A 17,350-nucleotide genomic window follows, 5' to 3' on the forward strand; every position below is an offset into this window, starting at 1 on the left:
TGCCTAACGGAATTAGTGATCAAGTCCTCCGGAATACGCAATTGGTTCATAATCGCAAATAATCAAAAAATACACCAAAAATATGTGGTTTTGGGACACCACCATACTCTATTGTAATTTTTAATTTTGCCCCTAAAAATAGTGTTTCAAAACTGCTCTCAAAACTTTTTGTCTCTAAATGACCTATCTTTTAGGATTTTCGGACAAAATCATACTTTAAGGGTGGTATAATAAATTCGGTTATGCTCGCGTCTCAACAAATGATCAAAGTCTAGTCATTAAAATCCAAAAGCGAAAAGAGGCCGGTTGAGATTATAATTTCATTTTATACAGCACTTCCTTTAATAGCGCTCCACCATCGTAAAACTCCTCAAGTTTTGATTTATCATTTAATTGAAAGCCTATACCTTCATAAAAGCTACGCGCTTGATTATTATCTGATAAAACCCAAAGCAAGGCTTCAGTATAGCCAAGTTCTTTCAGGGTTTTTAACGCAGCGAGAGACAATTGCTTACCAAATCCTTGATGCCAAAAATTGGGGTGTATATAAATAGCACTAATCTCCCCTTTAGAATTATCCTCGATGTTATCACGAAATGTACAAATACTCGCAAACCCAATTATTTGATTGTCAGTTTCCAATACAAGCACTGTTACGCCATTATTTAGTAGTTCATTCCATAGTTGGCTGCGTTCAGGAATTGATAAACTATTGAGTACTGTTTCTGGAATAAATTGTTGGTAGGCTTTTTTCCAAGAATGAACATGTACTGATGCAATCGCCTCAGCATCCGAAGGAGTAGCCTTTCTAATAGAAACATTAAACATGAATTGATGCCCCATTTATTTAATTTTTGGTCTCGAATAATTTAATTTGTTGTACCATTTTTATGGTAAAAGGGATAGTTCACCAATTAATTAATCCCTCTGTAACATGACTCAATCCTAAAGAAAATAGCATAAGAGAGGGTCAAATCTTGCCCTTTGCCTCTTGTATATAATATTGCTTTATAATTCTGCTAATTCTTGGATAGAGAAGCCCAAAATATTTTCCAATTCCCTTCATATTGATAGCTTTCCAAACGATGTTTCAATGAATAAATGATAATGATTTGTCAGCAAATAAACCCGCAATAAACCCTTTGATATTCTAACTTAATCTTCAGCTATTCTTCATTTAAATCCCTTTCTATAAGCCCAATAACAAATATAGTAAACTACTTTCTCTTTAGATCCCGGTGGAAGTTTTCATGTACACCAAGTGCTAATAGAATTCTTAATGCTGGATCCCATTCGTAAGCTAAGAGAAATTGTTGATGATTAATTTTAAATTTATAAACATATACACCAATTAAATCCCCTTTTTTCTCTTCTCCAATTTTAGGATTATTAATAATTGTTCGTACAGCCTCGTTCACTATGGATTTATGTGCCGCAGGTAATTTCTTATAGACCTTTTTGAAGGATGGCATTTGCCGTATTTCGACATCACTCACCTTCACTCTCGAATTGAAATGGCTCCGCTAAAGACTTATCTTGAAGCTTGGAAAGCAAAACATCTTTTATAAACTCAACTGGCAAATCAGGATTATCCAATGCACACTTTCCTAACTTAGCCCAATATTCTATTTGATTTGGAATAGAGCGAAATTCGGCAGCAGCAACTTTTTTGGCCTCATTATAAATATTTTCATCAATTCTTATTGGGATTCCCATTACGTCACCTACAATAGTATTATATTGCTACATTTGTAGTATAGCATGGTTCAGGTTTATATATCGAGTCCGCTTCCCTATGATTTGCCTTTGATATCAAATACAATGAAAACCCATATAGCATCTAGGTCTATATAGAAAATATCCTCTGTTCGTATTGTCTTTGATTGTCATTTATTGTTAGTGAATAAACCCGCAGATTCTTCAAGCTTTAAGAGAGCTGTTTTTTTAATCAATAAGTAGATTAACAACAAGACGAATAAGAATATCTTTCTGATTTGGGTTACTTTCTGCAACCAGTAAGGCAAGAGCAATTAAGCCATTTTCATTGAATTTAATGGGTAAATTTTGTGACTTCAGATATAGCAAAAATAGGAAGCTCCCAATTCGTTTATTTCCATCCGTGAATGGGTGATCTTTGATAATGAAATATAACAAATGAGCGGCTTTTTCTTCCGGTGTTTTATATAAAGGCTCTCCTCCAAAAGTCTGTTCGATATTATTTAAAATACTATCTAACCCACCATCCTACTCTTTCCCAAACAATTCTGTTGCTTCATTCCGCGCGCCTAACTCTTGTTTTAATGACCTAATTGCTGATAAAGCTATTTGATAAGTTAATTTGGATGTTGTTGGTTTACCTATTGTTGGTAACTTCAGCTCGCCTTCATCATAAGCCAAGAGCAAATCCCAAGTTTTCGAATAAGCTAAAATTATTTGAATGGCTTCTCGGCCTAGATCATTAACCAAGTCGTGATTAATTAATGTTTTTTGTAATAGCTCTACGGTTTGCTGTAATTCATGGATACCTTGTTGATTTAAGCGCTTTTCGTTAGTTGTATATCCGCGAATCAGATGTTCTTTTAATATATTGCTAGCCCATTTCCTAAATTGAACCCCTTCTTTGGAGTTTACTCTGTAGCCAATAGAGATAATTGCATCTAAGTTATAATATTCTATGGTACGTTCAATTTCACGACTGCCTTCTTTTTGAACTGTTGCAAATTTTGCAACAGTTGCTTCTGGCTCCAATTCATTAGATTTAAAGATATTATTCAAATGCCGTGAAATAACAGATTTATCGCGTTGAAATAGTTGGGAGATTTGATTCAGGGTAAGCCAAACCGTCTCATTGGCTAGATTGACATCCAACTCAATATGCCCATCTTTAGCTGTATATATAACGATTTCTGACACGGAACCTCTGCATTAATTCTATGTCTTAAAATATGATTTTATCGTTAACTTGTCAGAATGGAAAATAATATTAATGAACGTTTTCCTGACGCCATTTTTATTTGTTTTCCAATAAAAGTTGTAATGCGGTCACCTCAGGGGAACATAGACTAATTATGTCTGAATATCCAAGGAGGGATGGGGGATTTTTCCGACCACAAACCTATTCCCTTGCTTTTAGCTTGTTCCTGAAGCGCATATAACGCTGGATCACCTTTGATAAAGACAGTATTATTCAAGAAAACAATAGTATAGTTCAGCAAAAAATTATCGCATTTGGCAGGATGGTTGCTAATGCTGTGATGTTCCACAGATGCCAATACAACTAATGTGCTAAACCAGCTTGCTGCTGAAGGAGTCAAGTATAGTAAAGATGATCTATCTATTTTATCAGCTTACTTCAGGAAGAACATTAACCCTATAGCATTTTCAAATTGTCCAGGTCACGAAAAACAATGCTATTAGAGTTTAGCATTTATAAAGATTAAAATTGAACATGACCCTTTTTTAACAGGATCCCGGCCGAAGATCTAAATGCTCTTCAGCTTCAAATTTCAAACGATAATCAGTTGTTGATGGCTCTATCTTCAGGACTCGCTGGTCGAAATCCCTTTAAGTATCGTCTTATTTGTTGTGATACTGCATCATAGATAATAAGAGCTCCTTCCAATTTGAAAAATAAACTTATAGACAAATAGATGCTTCCTAAAATGATAAAACTACTAAGGAGGGAAATTACTCTAATAAAAAATATCGGACTGTAAATTAGCCCCACCCCATGAGTTAAAATAATTAAACCGAGACCAGTCACTATAGTTGAGGCAATTCCACTGTAAATGAGATTACTAATAAATAGTTTAAATTGTATATTATATAAACGTGCAAAAAGACAGAATAAAATTGCACCATTTACTAGAGCAGAAAGAGCGGTAGCAAGTGCTAAGCTTTTATGCCCCATTCCTAATTTAAAAATAAATAAATAGTTTAAAGAACTATTCAGAAGAACAGCAGTAAAACTTACCATCATAGGCACCCATTTTTTATTAATCGCATAAAATGCAGGAGCAAGCACCTTAATGCATGAATAAGCAATAAGTCCTATAGCATAAGCTTGTAAAGCAAGGGCAGTTTGAATTGAGTCTTGGGGAGTAAATTTGCCATGCTCATAAATAAGGCTCACAAGAGGCTGAGCAAAAATAAAGAAGAATAGAACAACGGGCATAGTAAGAAAGACAACGAATCTTAAGGCCTTACTTAATGTATCGCCTAGGAGATTATCATCGTTTCTTACCGCAATACGAGAAAGTATAGGTAAGGTAATCGTAGAAACCGCGACCCCAAAAATGCCAATGGGAAATTGCACTAAACGAAAGGCACTATTTAACCAAGTCACTGCTTCTGCGCCAAGATAAGACGAGAACATAGAGCTAATGCAAACATTAATTTGAACAGCACTTGCTGCTATAATGCCTGGGATCGTTAAAGCGCATACCTGTCGTACTTCCGTATCATTCCACCGAAAATCGGGCTTAAAGCGATAACCTATACCCCATAAACTAGGAAGTTGTACTAATAATTGTAATGCGCCACCTAATAATGTCCCTATGGCAAGCCCAGCAAGGGCAGGTATACCAAAATGAGAATCAATGATCCATCCTATCAAAGCACCTCCAATAATGGAGCCTATATTAAAAAAACTAGAAGCTAATGCGGGAATACCAAAAATATTCTTTACATTTAACAGGCCCATTATTAGCGCAGACAGACTGATAAAAAAAATAAAGGGATACATTATCTGTGTTAAAAAAATGGTAGTAACGATACTTTCTTCTGAAAAACCCGGGGTTAAAGCCCTAATAATATTTTTTGCGTATACAATTCCTAATAAACTAATTAGTCCCATTATCACAGAGGTTAAAGTAAATATCTTAGAGGCAAGTTGCCAAGCAGCTTGTTCCCCTTTCTTTTCTATGGTTTTTGAAAAAACAGTAATAAATGAAATAGACAAAACCCCTTCAGCAAAGAGATCTCGAAGCAAATTAGGGACACGAAAAGCAACTAAAAATATACCCATTAAACCAGCACCAAAAAGATCATTTAATAACACTTCACGAATGACACCTAAAATCCTACTGCACAGTACGGCCATCGTTATGGTGCCAGTCGCTTTAAAATTAAGTTCGTCTTTATGGTGCATCTATTATCCTAATAAGGGAGAATCAATATAAGGTTGCGTCATTGGCATGAAAGCTGCCTCGTTGCCGCATTAGCGTTCTGGATAAAGCGCTATTTTTTTGAAACTCCATTCGACCATGCAACCAAAAACGGTTGTTAATTAGTAAAATACTACCAATAGGAATATCAATTTCTAGGATATGGTTTGAGGCTTCTAAAGAGTGTTGTATTTGATAAATTTGCTCCGCCTCCTCTATATTGTGGGGATAAACAAATCGATCAACAAACCGTATTGATTTCTCTTTATCTTTGGTTTCTAAAAACATGGCATAGATGCTATCTTCATTACCACATTGATACCTAGAACTACTTTTAGATGAACTTGGAGTAGAAAAAAATCTAAACACTTTTTTATCCATCATCTTATAAAATTGTTCGTATTCCTCCCAGTCAGCAATATGTAATAATCGAGTTCGTCCTCCCGCTGCCGCAATTTCATCCATTTTCATAAAAAATATCCAATCAGGTACTTTATTCATATAAGCACCATCAGTATGCATTTTAAATTGCTCATAGGGCCGGAACAAATTAGGAACTTGATTATCTGTATGCTTTACAGTGAAAATCGCGTAATGCTTACCAGAAAGAGGGTCTATATCCGGATGACCTAAAAGATAAGAGACTGCAATGGACATTTTGATATAGTTTGATTCGCTTAAATCGCCACAATGAATCATAATACCGCCATGCTCATAATCTTTTAAGATATTAAGAAGCATCGCTTGAAGATGAAAAAGTAATTCAAACTCCTTAGCCATTAAAAAACGAAAATAGGGAATATAGTCTATATCGGATAGAGAAATATTTTTTACTGCGCCAAGATATTTATCGATGAGCTCTTGTTGTAAAGAAAGTATATAAATTCGTTTGGATTGCTTTATTGTATTTAATTGTATATCCATATTATTCTGCCAATACTCCAAACCATTTTTGCACTGTTTCCTCGCCCAGATAATCATAAGTAAAGGATAAGAATTTAGAAAAATCGTTTGCAAAATCTTGTTTATTAACCTCTAATTTTTGTTCATTAGTGGTTGGAGAATGATGAAAAAAAATATCTAGATAATTCTTACAAAATGCAGCGTAGTCTTTTGTAAATAATAAAAATGTATGCCACATATCATCAATTTCTTTCATCTCGGAATGTATGCCGCAAATAAAATCCAATTCAGTATTGGTTGGCGCACAAAGCTTTTCAGCTTTGTGCTTTAAGGACAACCAAAAAAACTTCATTAATTCCTGAAAAGCTTCTTCAGAAGTTAAGCGGTTATTCGGATAATCCTTTGTATAGCGCTCTAATACATTCTTATTACGATAACTAAGTAAATGCTTAAGAACTGGTACCATTTTCAATCCTTATAATTAAGCGCAACCGATACAAGGATGGCATTTTCTGGTACATTGAACACATTTAGTCATTTCAAATGCCGCCATTTTTTTGTGTAGGATTTTCTCAATTAATTTTTGTTTCATTTTATTTCTCCTTTTAATTATTATTTTTGTAAAACTGTATTTTTCTCTAAGTTCTTTATCCTCCTGCTTTGAATAAGTATGAGATTGCTTAATTATTCACTTGATAAAATAAATGAATTAAGTTGTTTAAAGTGTGCTGCTCAAGCTTAGATTTCCCTTTTTGGACACTAAGTATTGTTGCAACTTGGCTCCCTATAATTTGGGCTAATTCCTCAATCATATAATGTTCTTTTAACAAGCTTTTAATTATTAATTGCTGCACCAGTTGCTCCTCTTTTAAAAGAAAAAACACTTTACGGTTTTCTTGTATCTCTTTGAGATTATTCACAAATCATCCAAGTTAGTTTAGGTTCGGCAAATTGACTATAAATAAAAATGAATCTCATTGTCCTCTTCTTGAGTTATTATTTAGTGATGAAATTGTTCTAAAGGTCATGGCAATACAATTGCTCCCGTTTTAATAGTGAATAGGAGAAAGCTGCTGCTTGCATATGTTTATCAAATTCAAAGCCACCAATTTCTATAGCTGCTTTTTGCAAACACAAAATACAGCTTTCTAAATATCAAATACCTCTTGTTCTACATTCATCATGGTTTATTCTGATGAGCGATAATGCTATTAAATCATCATTTAAGATCAGGTGCATTCACCTAGGTGCAAAGATAAGAAAAAAGTGAAAATATTTTTTTAGGATGAATCGATTAATTAAAATATCTATTAAAATCGTAGTTAATCAGTAAGTGTTTAGTAAGTTTTACATAATCGGTAAAGACCTGTTCCAGGTTAGAATCATGCAACTCCCGGTCTTTTAACCAATTAAAAAAATCCTCTCCTTTTAGCAAATTATACTCCTCTCTAAATTGTTCAACCTGATATATAAGTTCATACTCTGTGATTGTGTACGTTTGCTCATCGAGAAGAGATAGTAAGTGTTGATAATGGAGCGTATTCTTTTTTGTTTCTGAAATTGAGAGTAATTTAAGAATATTTTCAGCCCGCTGTTGCTCCACCTCACCCGCTTCTTGCTCACCATGGGCAAGATTCGCCCAAATGGGTGATAAAGTACATTCAATTAATTTTTTTTCAAAAAGAGTAAATTCTCTTTTTTTTGTATCCAAATCAAAGACCAAAGAAGGAGTGTTTTGTTGACTTAAAAAAAACAATAATGACTTTGCATCTTCCTTTTTTACATCCATATAATTTGACTTAATCAAGTCATAAAGCCCAACTGGCACGTGCTGAGCAACTTTCTCCCATGTTCTTTCAGCATAAAAAATGGAGCGTAACAAATTTAAAACCTCTTTTTTATTAGTAATATTTAGTAGTTCAAGCGTTAAACGGATATTGATTAAAGGAATAGTTTGCAAGTTATTGAATTTAGAATAAGCAATAGCTACTTCATCGTCACCATCTATTTCTTCATTTTTATACATCTCATATATTCGTCCATGCCCCCTCATACCAAAAGAATCCAGCTCCGCGGCTCTCAAAGCACCCATTGAAGCCGCTCCCCAAACCTCAATACCGTAGTCTAATGCTGTTAATATTTCTTTATGCCATACAGAAGGAACCCAGGAAAAATTTCCATCGATGATAACTATCCGTTTATACCCTGCTTTTATTGCTTTAAGCACATCTCCTTTTTTGATTGAAGATAAATACGTCGCGTGGGGAAGTAGATGCATCGCCTCTTGATAGGCTAAGGAAGTTTCTAAAAAAACGACTGTTTCATGCATGACTTATCAAATCCATAGAAACTAGTTTTACTTTTAAAATGCATATTTCTTTGTCATAGTATTTATAAACTAAAATATCCTGATTCTTCCTCTTAATCTTTTCAAACAGAACCGAAAGGGCATCCTCTATCGTCTCTACCGAATAATTGGGCAACTCAGCAAACCCCTTTTTATCTATGACAACAGGAAACTCATTAGTTTTAAAATCATACTTAGTATGAGTCAAGTCATCGCGCGAGCCTGCTATTGTAGTTACTCTCGATTGAATGGCCTCAGTCAGTGCACGATTTAAAGCTATTTGTTTATTGAGATGACATCCAGCGCCTTTAAATAGTATTTGATTTTCAAAAGGATTTTTTGATTTAATCAATACCTCAAACGAAGGAATTTCATAGGTATTTTCATGAAAGTAAATATGACAATCAAATTTTTTTATTATATTTTTTAATATCTTGAGATTAACTAAAGCAACCTCAAATATCTGCTGTGCATTTTGTCGTTCTATTACCTCTAGAATTCCGTGTAAAAGAGCCTCTTTATAATTATTTCCCCCCGCAAGTCCAGTTGTATCAGGAGAGTAAATCAATACTTCTGGCAAATAAGAATTTAGTGAATACTCAGCAAAAGGCACGAGAATGGTCTTTTCTGCAAATACTAATTCAGTTTGTACCCAATTCATTGGGCGTGATGAATCACTAAAATGTACAGACTTTGAAAGATGATTTATTGGTAAAAAAATAGCTTTACGTTGAACTAACTCAAGCTCTGACTTATTAGTTACTTGTGGGACTAATTCTTCAGCAAAATATACTTCTATGGACTCCATCAATGCTGAGCACTGAGCCGCTACTTTTGTTAATCCTTTTCCCTGACTCGTGGTTATCGATTTTGCTCTAGGCCTTATTGCGGTGTAGACAGGAAGCGCCGCATAATCTAAATGGGTTAAATCAGCTAATCGTGTAATGCCCGCCAGCTTCTTGAAAGGAGTCAATATGCTTAGTGTTTCGCCGTAATTGCGAACTCTTAAAGACGTATCTGTATACTCAAAAATCATTTAGAAAGCCTTTCATTAAGATAATAGGCATCAACGCCTAAGGTTCTAAGTTCTGATACAAATAATTTACTTCGATACCCTGATGCACAATAGAATACCAACTTTTTATCTTCATAAGATAGGAAAAACGAATAATCAGTATTCTCTTTGATAGGAAAAAATAAATCATCATCTAATTTAGCAAGCTTTCGTTCTTCTTTTTGTCTTATATCAACCAGAAAATGTTTGGTTCTATCAAGCTGGTCCAGGGTAATTGCATAATCAGCGCATTGATTTTGCAGATGCCTTAAGCTGATTTTTCTTTGTTTACATGCAAAACAGTTATTATTTTGCTTTATGGGCATGGAAGAGATATTGAAGTTTTTTGCATCAACTATTCGCATCTGTGGTACTTTCTCATTCTCTATCTTAAGTAAATAATTTAAAGCAAGATTAGCAGCCATAGTTCCAGCTATTCCTGTCACCGTGCCTAACACACCTGCTTCAGAACAATTAGGAACTACACCTATAGGTGGTGGATTGGGGTATAGACAACGATAACAAAGCTGCTTTGTATCAAATAAAACAAGCTGGATTATATTGACCAAAATACTACAGCTTATAAATACTTTATTCTTTAAAACGCAGATATCGTTAATCAGGTATCTCGTTTCAAAATTATCTGTACCATCAATGATCAGATCAACATCTGATACTGAAGAATAACCAAAATCTACATCAAATTTTTTAGTGTGTGTCTCTATAACCACATTTTCATTAACATTACTTAAGACATCTTTCGCTTTTTCCGCTTTGTAACACCCAATATGGGCTTCATTAAATAAAATTTGTCTATGCAAATTAGAAAGATCCACTTTATCATCATCGACAAGAATTAACTTCCCAACTCCAGCTGCGGCAAGATATTGAGCAACGGGACTCCCTATTCCGCCAAGCCCAATGATCATAATTGCTGCATTATTTATTAGTTTTTGACCTTGCTCACCAATAACGGAAATTTGGCGTTTGTATCTATCCACTCTCCTACCCCCCTGAAATAGAGGTAACAATACAGATCTCATCATTAGGATTAAGAGTAATGTCTTTGATGGATGATATCTGCTCTGAGTTAACAAATACCGAAATGTATCCCTTCGAACAACCCCCTTCATCAAACATCTTTTCAAAATTCTCTTTATAAAATTCTGTTAATACTTGTTGCAAATTGGATTTATTGGAAACTAATTGGATTTTTTTTCTATCTGAATTAAACTCTATTAATTGATATTCATACATTTTTATAACCTGTAGATTTTTATATAAACGACATATATAATTTATTTATATTTAACAATTGTGATGAAAATATGAACGAACAACTGTTTAAAGACCTCACTAAAAACTCATCAGCCGCCAAAATGCGGCTATAATTCATTTTTGAAATCAATATACTTCTACGATATCTTGTTCAGCAAGAAAACTTCCTGTTTTGTTTATTTCAATAATAGAGTCGTCCCAACAAAGAACCATCGCTGACTTAGACATGTGCGCCATTTGTTCGCTTGTATCATCAGGCCTGGCAAAAAGTGTCCATTCATTTTGTACAGAAAGTTGAGGTTTGTTAATTTTTTTTATAATCCCTTTCTTTCTAGGAAAATAACCGCAAACAAAATGGCTTTTATTCTCTACGAAGCCAGGAGGCTCAACTCCACAAACAATACAACATAAAATTGTTTCAAGACTTATGGAATATTTCCTCTGGTACAACTTATTTAAACCAATACCTGGAGGTCTTGCATTAGTTTCGATAAATTGAATGTGGCCATCCTCATTCATGAAAAACTCAGTATGAAGTACCCCATTATTGAATTCTAATAATTGGCACACTTTAATTGAAGCATCGATAATTGATTGTCGTTGGTGTGCATTCAAAATATTCAAGCTAAATATAGGTAAATTTTTACTAACCATTAAATGATTTGGGCTAGTATATTTTCTGGCTTCAACAAATAATATATTCCCTTCAAATACTGCCAATTCTGAATGATATAAATCATTTGCTACATAAGCTTGAGCGATATAATTTTCAGCACTCTCTTTCTTATTTGTTAAAAAATTACAAAACTCCTCTTCGGTTTTAATATGATATGTCTCATAGGACCCAGAGGAATTAATTGGTTTAACAAAAACCTCCTGAGCACCTACCTTTTCTTTGATTAATTTTAAGTTTGGAGATTCAATCAATGTAGTTGTTTTAGGATATGAAAATAAACCATCCAATTTTTGATACATGAGATCTTTATGACTTAGTAGCATCGATGTATTGAAACTCATACCTGCAATATTTAGATTTTCTCTGATTCTTGCTATATCAACAAACATATCTTCCGAAAAACAAACAATATAATCTGGACTAATCGAATCACAAATAGCAAATAGCTCTTCAAAAGAAAATGAGTTTACTAATACATTTTTCCTATCTTTAACCGATTTAGATACATCATTAATTAAAAAAAGAGGAATAATGCCTAATTGCAGTAGCAGATCACAATCAATTAATTCATAATCCTGAAGAGGATCAATGCATAAGAGTGTTTTTATTTTCATTATATTTAATACCAAAACATCCGACTAAAAATGTTGTTTTTGAAGGAAACTGATCAACTGAATAACCAAGTTTATTTGTTACTTCTAAAAACCGAGGATCGTAAGAAAAAATTGTCTCTCGAGGTAACTTAAATAGGTTATTAGTCACTTGGTTATTCTTTTCATGAAAAAGCGTTAAATCCAGATTTGTTGCACTTTCAAAAAACGGCGTACTCTTGAAATGACCCAATTTATTTATATGATCCGCATATTGTAAGTAAGTATCGTATATTAATTCACAGCGTTGTGGTTTATTCGAAAATGATGTAGGTTTAAAGGCCATCTCTTCTTTGAGTATTGAATAAAAAACAGGATTGTTTTTATTTTTATCAAAATGAACAGGCTCCATAACAAAAGGAGTGTATTTGGATTTATATATATCGCGATATACCTCAACAATAAAATCTAAGGGCAGCAAATCATCACCAACAGCCAAACCGTAGCCAGGAACTTGGCCAGTTCCTATAGTAATCAATTGACTAATCGCATTATTAGTAAATTCATTTTGGGATATTTCAGGATTATTGGCTCGGACATAGGCCATTAGATAATTATAAAAAGGCAAGTTTGCATAATACCCTGTCTGATTAGAATCGAACTCCATGACTAAACTCAAAAGAGCAGGTAATTTATTTTCTTTAATTAAAGTTACAATTTCAGAGGGAAATACTAATAATCTTGAACGCCAGTTACAATTAGCTGCGTCACATAGGCTCTTAAAGGTTAAATAATGATTTCCAAGATCATCTGGAACAGGAATATCTGCCTTAAAATATTTTTCTAAATTAGCATGAGGCCTTGCATCTGCCACAGGACATAATAAGAATATATTCCTTGCGCCTGACGATATTTGCAATATATCTGTGGGATGATGAGTATTTGAAGCATTATAAAGTGAACTAACACTTAAAAAATCGCCCTCTCTATAGACTTGGTGTGTACTCGACTTCCCTTTAAATTCAATAAACATTTCAAGATTTTTTTCTAAAACCATTGAAAAAGGAACTGAAGGCAACTTCCCACCAGTATTAGGTAAATAAAAATGGTGCTCATCTGCGATGGTTTGCCCATACTGATATTCCAGCACAGTAAAAAGCATATTTTGAATACCGTCTATGGTTTCTAATACTTCATAGAGGCGTTTGTTAATCCGAGCTATGTCCGTTTTTACCTTATCCCACGATAATTCACTCATATGGCATCTATATAAAATCCTATTATTTAACTGAATCATACAAGAGAAAATAGGTGTATTCAATAAAACTGTCTTTCATGTAATAAAATTTATTGGTAAAAATAATTATTTTTATTGCATTATTGCATTTCAGGTTATAAATTATGTCACATGGAATGCATTTTAAATAAAAACGGAGTTTTAAATGACAATCGATCATGTGGATAATCAAATTTTAAAAATGATAGTCAACGGCTGCCATGTGAATGACATTGCCGAAGATACAAAAAAGTCAAAAAGGTACATTCTTTATCGACTCAGTGACTTAAAAACAAGTTTTAATTGTAAAACTACGCCTCAGTTAATTTATATGCTGGCCACATCAGGGTTAATTAGGTAACATTTTTTCACATGGGCGTATTATGAATAATTCGATTTATTATTTAGGCTTTAACAAGCTCAAGAAGAAACGAAACTATCCAAATTATAGGCTGAATTATCGTTACGATAGATTATGTTATTCCTTCGATCGCTTCGACCGAAGTTTTTTGTATACTGTTCTCAATCGTTTTAGAACAAAACCAGAGGATAAATGCACCAACAATGGCATAAAGACCTAGCTGGGTAAATGCGCTCATATAGTGTTCATTACTAATCAGAGGATTCAATGATTCAGATTGAGTCATTAAATTAGAAAAATAATTCGATAATGTAGCTGCTATTCCTGAAGACATCATCCATATCCCCATCATAAGTCCTTGTAATTTTTCTGGTGCAAGACTTCCTATCATCGCGTAACCAACAGGAGCAATAAGCAACTCCCCTACCGCTTGAAGAAGATAATGCACAACAATCCAAACCATGGTAGTTAATCCATCAGCACCACAATTTACTATGCCAACAGTTAATGTTAAAAACGACAATGCAATAAACAATAAGGAACACATAAATTGTTTTGATATCGAAATGATGATGTGTTTCTTTCTTAGTCTATCAAATAGTGTGATTACTATAGGTGAGCCAATAATTACAAAGATGGAGTTTAAATTCATTAACCATTGTGGAGGAATATAATAAGAGCCTATGTAGATATTCACGTTATACTTCAAAAATTGAGTAACGCCCATCGGTCCAACAAAATAAAGCATCCAAAATACAATTGAACTTCCAGTTAGAAATACAAAAGAATAAATTTTTTTTCGAGCATTAGGCGTACTTAAACTACGTCCAAGTAATGTGATATAGAATAAAGCCGCAGCACCAATAAAGAGTATGAGACCATTTGCTAACCAAGAATAATAAAATCCTGCTAAAAGGATAGGTATAATAAGTATGATTAATATCAATCCAAGTCTATCCCTCTTTATCTCCTCCCTGGTATTTACTTTATTTTTTGCAAAATATCTCCAAGATTTAATAATGAAAAACACTGTAATTAAATTAATCAAATTACTTACTTCAAATAAATGATCGTATCTATCGTGAATATCAATAAACCCGCTCATGACATAACCCGAGAGGAACCCTATATTCATCGCACTGTAATTATGAAAAAATGCTCTTTCTCTCAACTCATTTTCGTGACTAGTAAATTGTTGAGTAATAAGGCAGTTAATACATGTAGATCCTAATCCACACCCTATGAGAAATAAGCTTAACCCTAAATACACAAAAGAATCAGAAAAATTAAGCACTATTAGACCTAGGGTTTGTATGAGTGTTGAAATGGCAAATAGTAATCGATTACTTAAAAATCTATCCCCAATGTAGCCCGCTACAAAATGTAAAATAAAATTTGATGCTAGAAAAAATCCTACGACCCCATTGGATTGCATTTGAGTTAAGCCAATGTTCTTTGTTAAATATAGAGATAATGATGAAAATAAAATAGCAAAACTGAATGTAGTTATTGCATTTAACCAATGTAGATAAACTATCCCCTTTCGTTCACCTCTTACAGCATGCATTTCATTTCCTTATTAAAAAATTTTACTGTTTACATCAAATAATCAATTTCTTCAAATTGTGACCCGAATAAATCGTCATCTTTCATCAACGGTTTCGTCAGCTTAATTTTTTTTCAACTTCCAATATCCTATTTTTTGTTTCTTCAGTGAAAAAGATTTGTGCGGCTCCCTCTAAAGGAGCTTGATTTAAACCTTCAAAGATATCATCAATCAACTCAGCATAGTCCAAATCTTTCTCATAATCGCTCCATTTTATATCTGAAAGTGTATACAGATAATATTTAACTGCATCCTCATTGCTTCCTTCTTCCCTTATAATCGATTTCAGCTTGTTTACAAAGTTTTTCTCTTTAACGTCTTTTGGAAATCTGATGCATACGAGCCACCTCTCTTTTTTCTGAGATGCTTAGAAGAATAACTTTTTACTCTTTCGTTTTTCTGTCATAAATCACCTTTTATTATTAATCAAAACAATCAAAATTATAAATATAATCTTTATTTTTCATAATATTATTATTAGTTTTCTCCGGGGCATGCCTCTTCTTCTAAAGCCATTTCTTTAATTTTATTCAGAAATTATTTCTAGGGTTTTGTAAGATGAGTCTTGTATATCTAAATTATTAATTTAAGGAAACCTAGTTAATAAAAATCGTTGTAAAGAATCAGATTCCTTCTGATCTCCAATCTTAAATTTTCTGAGCGTACCTTTCGTGTCCGATGATTGGTTATTTCAAGTCCAAGCTCAATTTCCAGTTTCAATGCCACTTCGGCAAAAACCCTATAAGCTTTATAAGGCTCAATCATATTAAAGGTTTTAGGATGAATCTTATTAATGGCTAAAATATGAAGGTTGTCAGTATCACATGAATAGCGCTGGTTCGTTGATGTTCATTAAACCCTATAGACGATACCGCGCTTTCTTCTATCGATTTCAATACTTCTTCAGTAGGATTTTCCCCTGGGGCAAAGTATATAAGTATGGTAAGTTTTATCGCGTTTGGCTCTTTGGTTTTTGGCCTGTGTGGCCAGGACTTCATAAACAGCCCAGCTGGGATCAACGCTGTTACAATTTGATATGCTGATTTTACCAACCCGTTTCTGCTTGTTTTGCTCATCAGTAATATATTTTATCAAACCTAAAAAACTGCTAACTCTTTGAGTTTCATAAAATCTTTATCTATTGCTCCTATAATATTAAAAATAATTATTAACTTAATGGTTATTGTACATGCTTTGGGATTTATGTCAGGATATTCCAAGTACTACTCAACTAAAAATCTTGAGCAGATAGCTTTAACAAACAAGCAAATTTTATAAATTTAAAATATTAGCTAATCTTGCAACAGGAATACTAGTTAAAAATAATGACCATATAGTGTTCATTAATAGCTCCAGTCTATTGAATACCCACTCGTGGGTTCCAATTTTGATGCAAACAAAAATAAAAGTAGCTAAATTGCAATTTATCATTTTAATTCCATACAATTTTTTGGGTAGATTTTGGGTACTTTTTCAAAAATTTTGGGCATTTTTTGGGTGATTTTTGAGCCAAAAGGAGACCACAAAAGACAACTTTAATAGAGAGAAAAATAGCTTTAACCCCATGAATTACAAGGGCTCTTGATGTTCCTTGAGGCCGCTCATCATCCCCAGATAAAAAATCTGTTTCAATTTGCTTTTTTTACTGGACTTCGTACCTCAGAATTATTGGCATTGGAGTGGCAGGATATTGATTTAAAACGTGGAACGGTTAAGGTTTCACGCGCAATAGTTAGAAAGCGACTTAAGGGTACTAAAACAGAAGCTGGGGAACGAGAAGTAATGCTGCTTGAACCAGCTATCGAGACATTAATAGCACAGAAGGAGTTTACTTTTAAGAAAGGTAAGCATGTCTTTCATAATCCGAGAACCAATAAAGCATGGGAAACAGACCATCAAATTAGGCGTACTGCCTGGATTTATGGGCTCTACCCCAACAAAGACCCGGGAAAGACCCATATAATGTTGTTTTATAATTCTGTTAGTTCTTGAGTAGTGAAGCCCTTTAATCCCTTGATTTATAAGAGTTTGTAATGGTCTTTGGTGGTCAGATGTCATTGCTGACTATAAACTGATCCCCTTTGCTGCCTGAAA

The 17,350-nt window shown here is 33.7% G+C and carries 17 protein-coding genes and 3 pseudogenes; 2 read left to right on the plus strand and 18 right to left on the minus strand.

Annotation, left to right across the window (positions count from 1 at the left end; translation table 11 throughout):
- Positions 1-312: 312 nt before the first annotated feature.
- The 15 genes and pseudogenes from CC34_RS0109675 to CC34_RS0109750 form a co-directional block, all read right to left on the minus strand.
- Positions 313-828, minus strand: coding sequence for a GNAT family N-acetyltransferase (locus tag CC34_RS0109675; protein WP_027228012.1), 516 nt, complete (start codon positions 826-828; stop codon positions 313-315).
- Positions 829-1,217: 389 nt separating this feature from the next.
- Complete coding sequence (locus tag CC34_RS0109680; protein ID WP_027228013.1) at positions 1,218-1,496, minus strand: type II toxin-antitoxin system RelE/ParE family toxin; 279 nt, start codon at positions 1,494-1,496, stop codon at positions 1,218-1,220.
- Positions 1,489-1,716 (minus strand): TA system antitoxin ParD family protein, encoded by a 228-nt coding sequence (locus CC34_RS0109685; protein WP_027228014.1) that lies wholly within the window; start codon positions 1,714-1,716, stop codon positions 1,489-1,491. Before CC34_RS0109685 ends, CC34_RS0109680 begins: the two co-directional genes overlap by 8 nt.
- Positions 1,717-1,944: 228 nt before the next feature.
- Positions 1,945-2,229, minus strand: a pseudogene (locus CC34_RS1000000117810) (type II toxin-antitoxin system death-on-curing family toxin); the annotation flags it as partial.
- A 15-nt stretch (positions 2,230-2,244) separates the two neighbouring features.
- On the minus strand, positions 2,245-2,913 hold the full coding sequence (locus CC34_RS01000000116380; RefSeq protein ID WP_196508400.1) for a virulence RhuM family protein: 669 nt from the start codon (positions 2,911-2,913) through the stop codon (positions 2,245-2,247).
- Between the two features lie 604 nt (positions 2,914-3,517).
- A complete protein-coding gene (gene murJ, locus CC34_RS0109700; protein ID WP_027228015.1) occupies positions 3,518-5,149 on the minus strand; it encodes a murein biosynthesis integral membrane protein MurJ in 1,632 nt (543 codons plus the stop codon).
- Between the two features lie 22 nt (positions 5,150-5,171).
- Positions 5,172-6,089, minus strand: coding sequence for a carbon starvation induced protein CsiD (locus CC34_RS0109705; protein WP_014843136.1), 918 nt, complete (start codon positions 6,087-6,089; stop codon positions 5,172-5,174).
- A 1-nt stretch (position 6,090) separates the two neighbouring features.
- On the minus strand, positions 6,091-6,534 hold the full coding sequence (locus CC34_RS0109710) for a UCP032817 domain-containing protein (RefSeq protein WP_027228017.1): 444 nt from the start codon (positions 6,532-6,534) through the stop codon (positions 6,091-6,093).
- A gap of 214 nt (positions 6,535-6,748) precedes the next feature.
- A complete protein-coding gene (locus tag CC34_RS0109720) occupies positions 6,749-6,988 on the minus strand; it encodes a hypothetical protein (RefSeq protein WP_014843134.1) in 240 nt (79 codons plus the stop codon).
- 374 nt (positions 6,989-7,362) lie between these two features.
- Positions 7,363-8,397 (minus strand): TfuA-like protein, encoded by a 1,035-nt coding sequence (locus CC34_RS0109725; protein WP_027228018.1) that lies wholly within the window; start codon positions 8,395-8,397, stop codon positions 7,363-7,365.
- Positions 8,390-9,451: a YcaO-like family protein gene (locus CC34_RS0109730; protein WP_027223256.1), complete on the minus strand. Its 1,062-nt coding sequence runs from the start codon at positions 9,449-9,451 to the stop codon at positions 8,390-8,392. The genes CC34_RS0109725 and CC34_RS0109730 overlap by 8 nt, the downstream gene beginning before the upstream one ends.
- A complete protein-coding gene (locus CC34_RS0109735; RefSeq protein ID WP_027228019.1) occupies positions 9,448-10,470 on the minus strand; it encodes a HesA/MoeB/ThiF family protein in 1,023 nt (340 codons plus the stop codon). Before CC34_RS0109735 ends, CC34_RS0109730 begins: the two co-directional genes overlap by 4 nt.
- 4 nt (positions 10,471-10,474) lie before the next feature.
- On the minus strand, positions 10,475-10,726 hold the full coding sequence (locus CC34_RS0109740; protein ID WP_027228020.1) for a MoaD/ThiS family protein: 252 nt from the start codon (positions 10,724-10,726) through the stop codon (positions 10,475-10,477).
- Positions 10,727-10,873: 147 nt separating this feature from the next.
- Positions 10,874-12,037 carry an ATP-grasp domain-containing protein gene (locus CC34_RS0109745; protein WP_027228021.1) on the minus strand — a complete coding sequence of 388 codons (1,164 nt, stop codon included), beginning with the start codon at positions 12,035-12,037 and terminating at the stop codon, positions 10,874-10,876.
- Positions 12,009-13,334, minus strand: coding sequence for a hypothetical protein (locus CC34_RS0109750; RefSeq protein WP_229309788.1), 1,326 nt, complete (start codon positions 13,332-13,334; stop codon positions 12,009-12,011). Before CC34_RS0109750 ends, CC34_RS0109745 begins: the two co-directional genes overlap by 29 nt.
- Positions 13,335-13,455: 121 nt before the next feature.
- Here CC34_RS0109750 and CC34_RS0109755 point away from each other — a divergent pair, with 121 nt between their 5' ends.
- Positions 13,456-13,650, plus strand: coding sequence for a hypothetical protein (locus CC34_RS0109755; protein ID WP_014843127.1), 195 nt, complete (start codon positions 13,456-13,458; stop codon positions 13,648-13,650).
- A 112-nt stretch (positions 13,651-13,762) separates the two neighbouring features.
- Here CC34_RS0109755 and CC34_RS0109760 read toward each other — a convergent pair whose 3' ends face one another.
- The 3 genes and pseudogenes from CC34_RS0109760 to CC34_RS1000000117070 all read right to left on the minus strand — a co-directional run.
- Complete coding sequence (locus CC34_RS0109760; protein ID WP_027223252.1) at positions 13,763-15,217, minus strand: peptide MFS transporter; 1,455 nt, start codon at positions 15,215-15,217, stop codon at positions 13,763-13,765.
- A gap of 97 nt (positions 15,218-15,314) precedes the next feature.
- The gene (locus CC34_RS1000000117705; RefSeq protein WP_258073546.1) at positions 15,315-15,446 is read right to left on the minus strand and encodes a hypothetical protein; all 132 of its coding nucleotides are present in this window, start codon (positions 15,444-15,446) and stop codon (positions 15,315-15,317) included.
- Positions 15,447-15,904: 458 nt separating this feature from the next.
- Positions 15,905-16,351: pseudogene (locus CC34_RS1000000117070) on the minus strand (relaxase/mobilization nuclease domain-containing protein); the annotation flags it as partial.
- 480 nt (positions 16,352-16,831) lie between these two features.
- Here CC34_RS1000000117070 and CC34_RS0109790 point away from each other — a divergent pair.
- Positions 16,832-17,248 (plus strand): annotated as a pseudogene (locus tag CC34_RS0109790) (tyrosine-type recombinase/integrase); the annotation flags it as partial.
- Between the last annotated feature and the right edge of the window lie 102 nt (positions 17,249-17,350).

The organism is Legionella pneumophila subsp. fraseri (assembly GCF_000586315.1).
GTDB lineage: Bacteria > Pseudomonadota > Gammaproteobacteria > Legionellales > Legionellaceae > Legionella > Legionella pneumophila_B.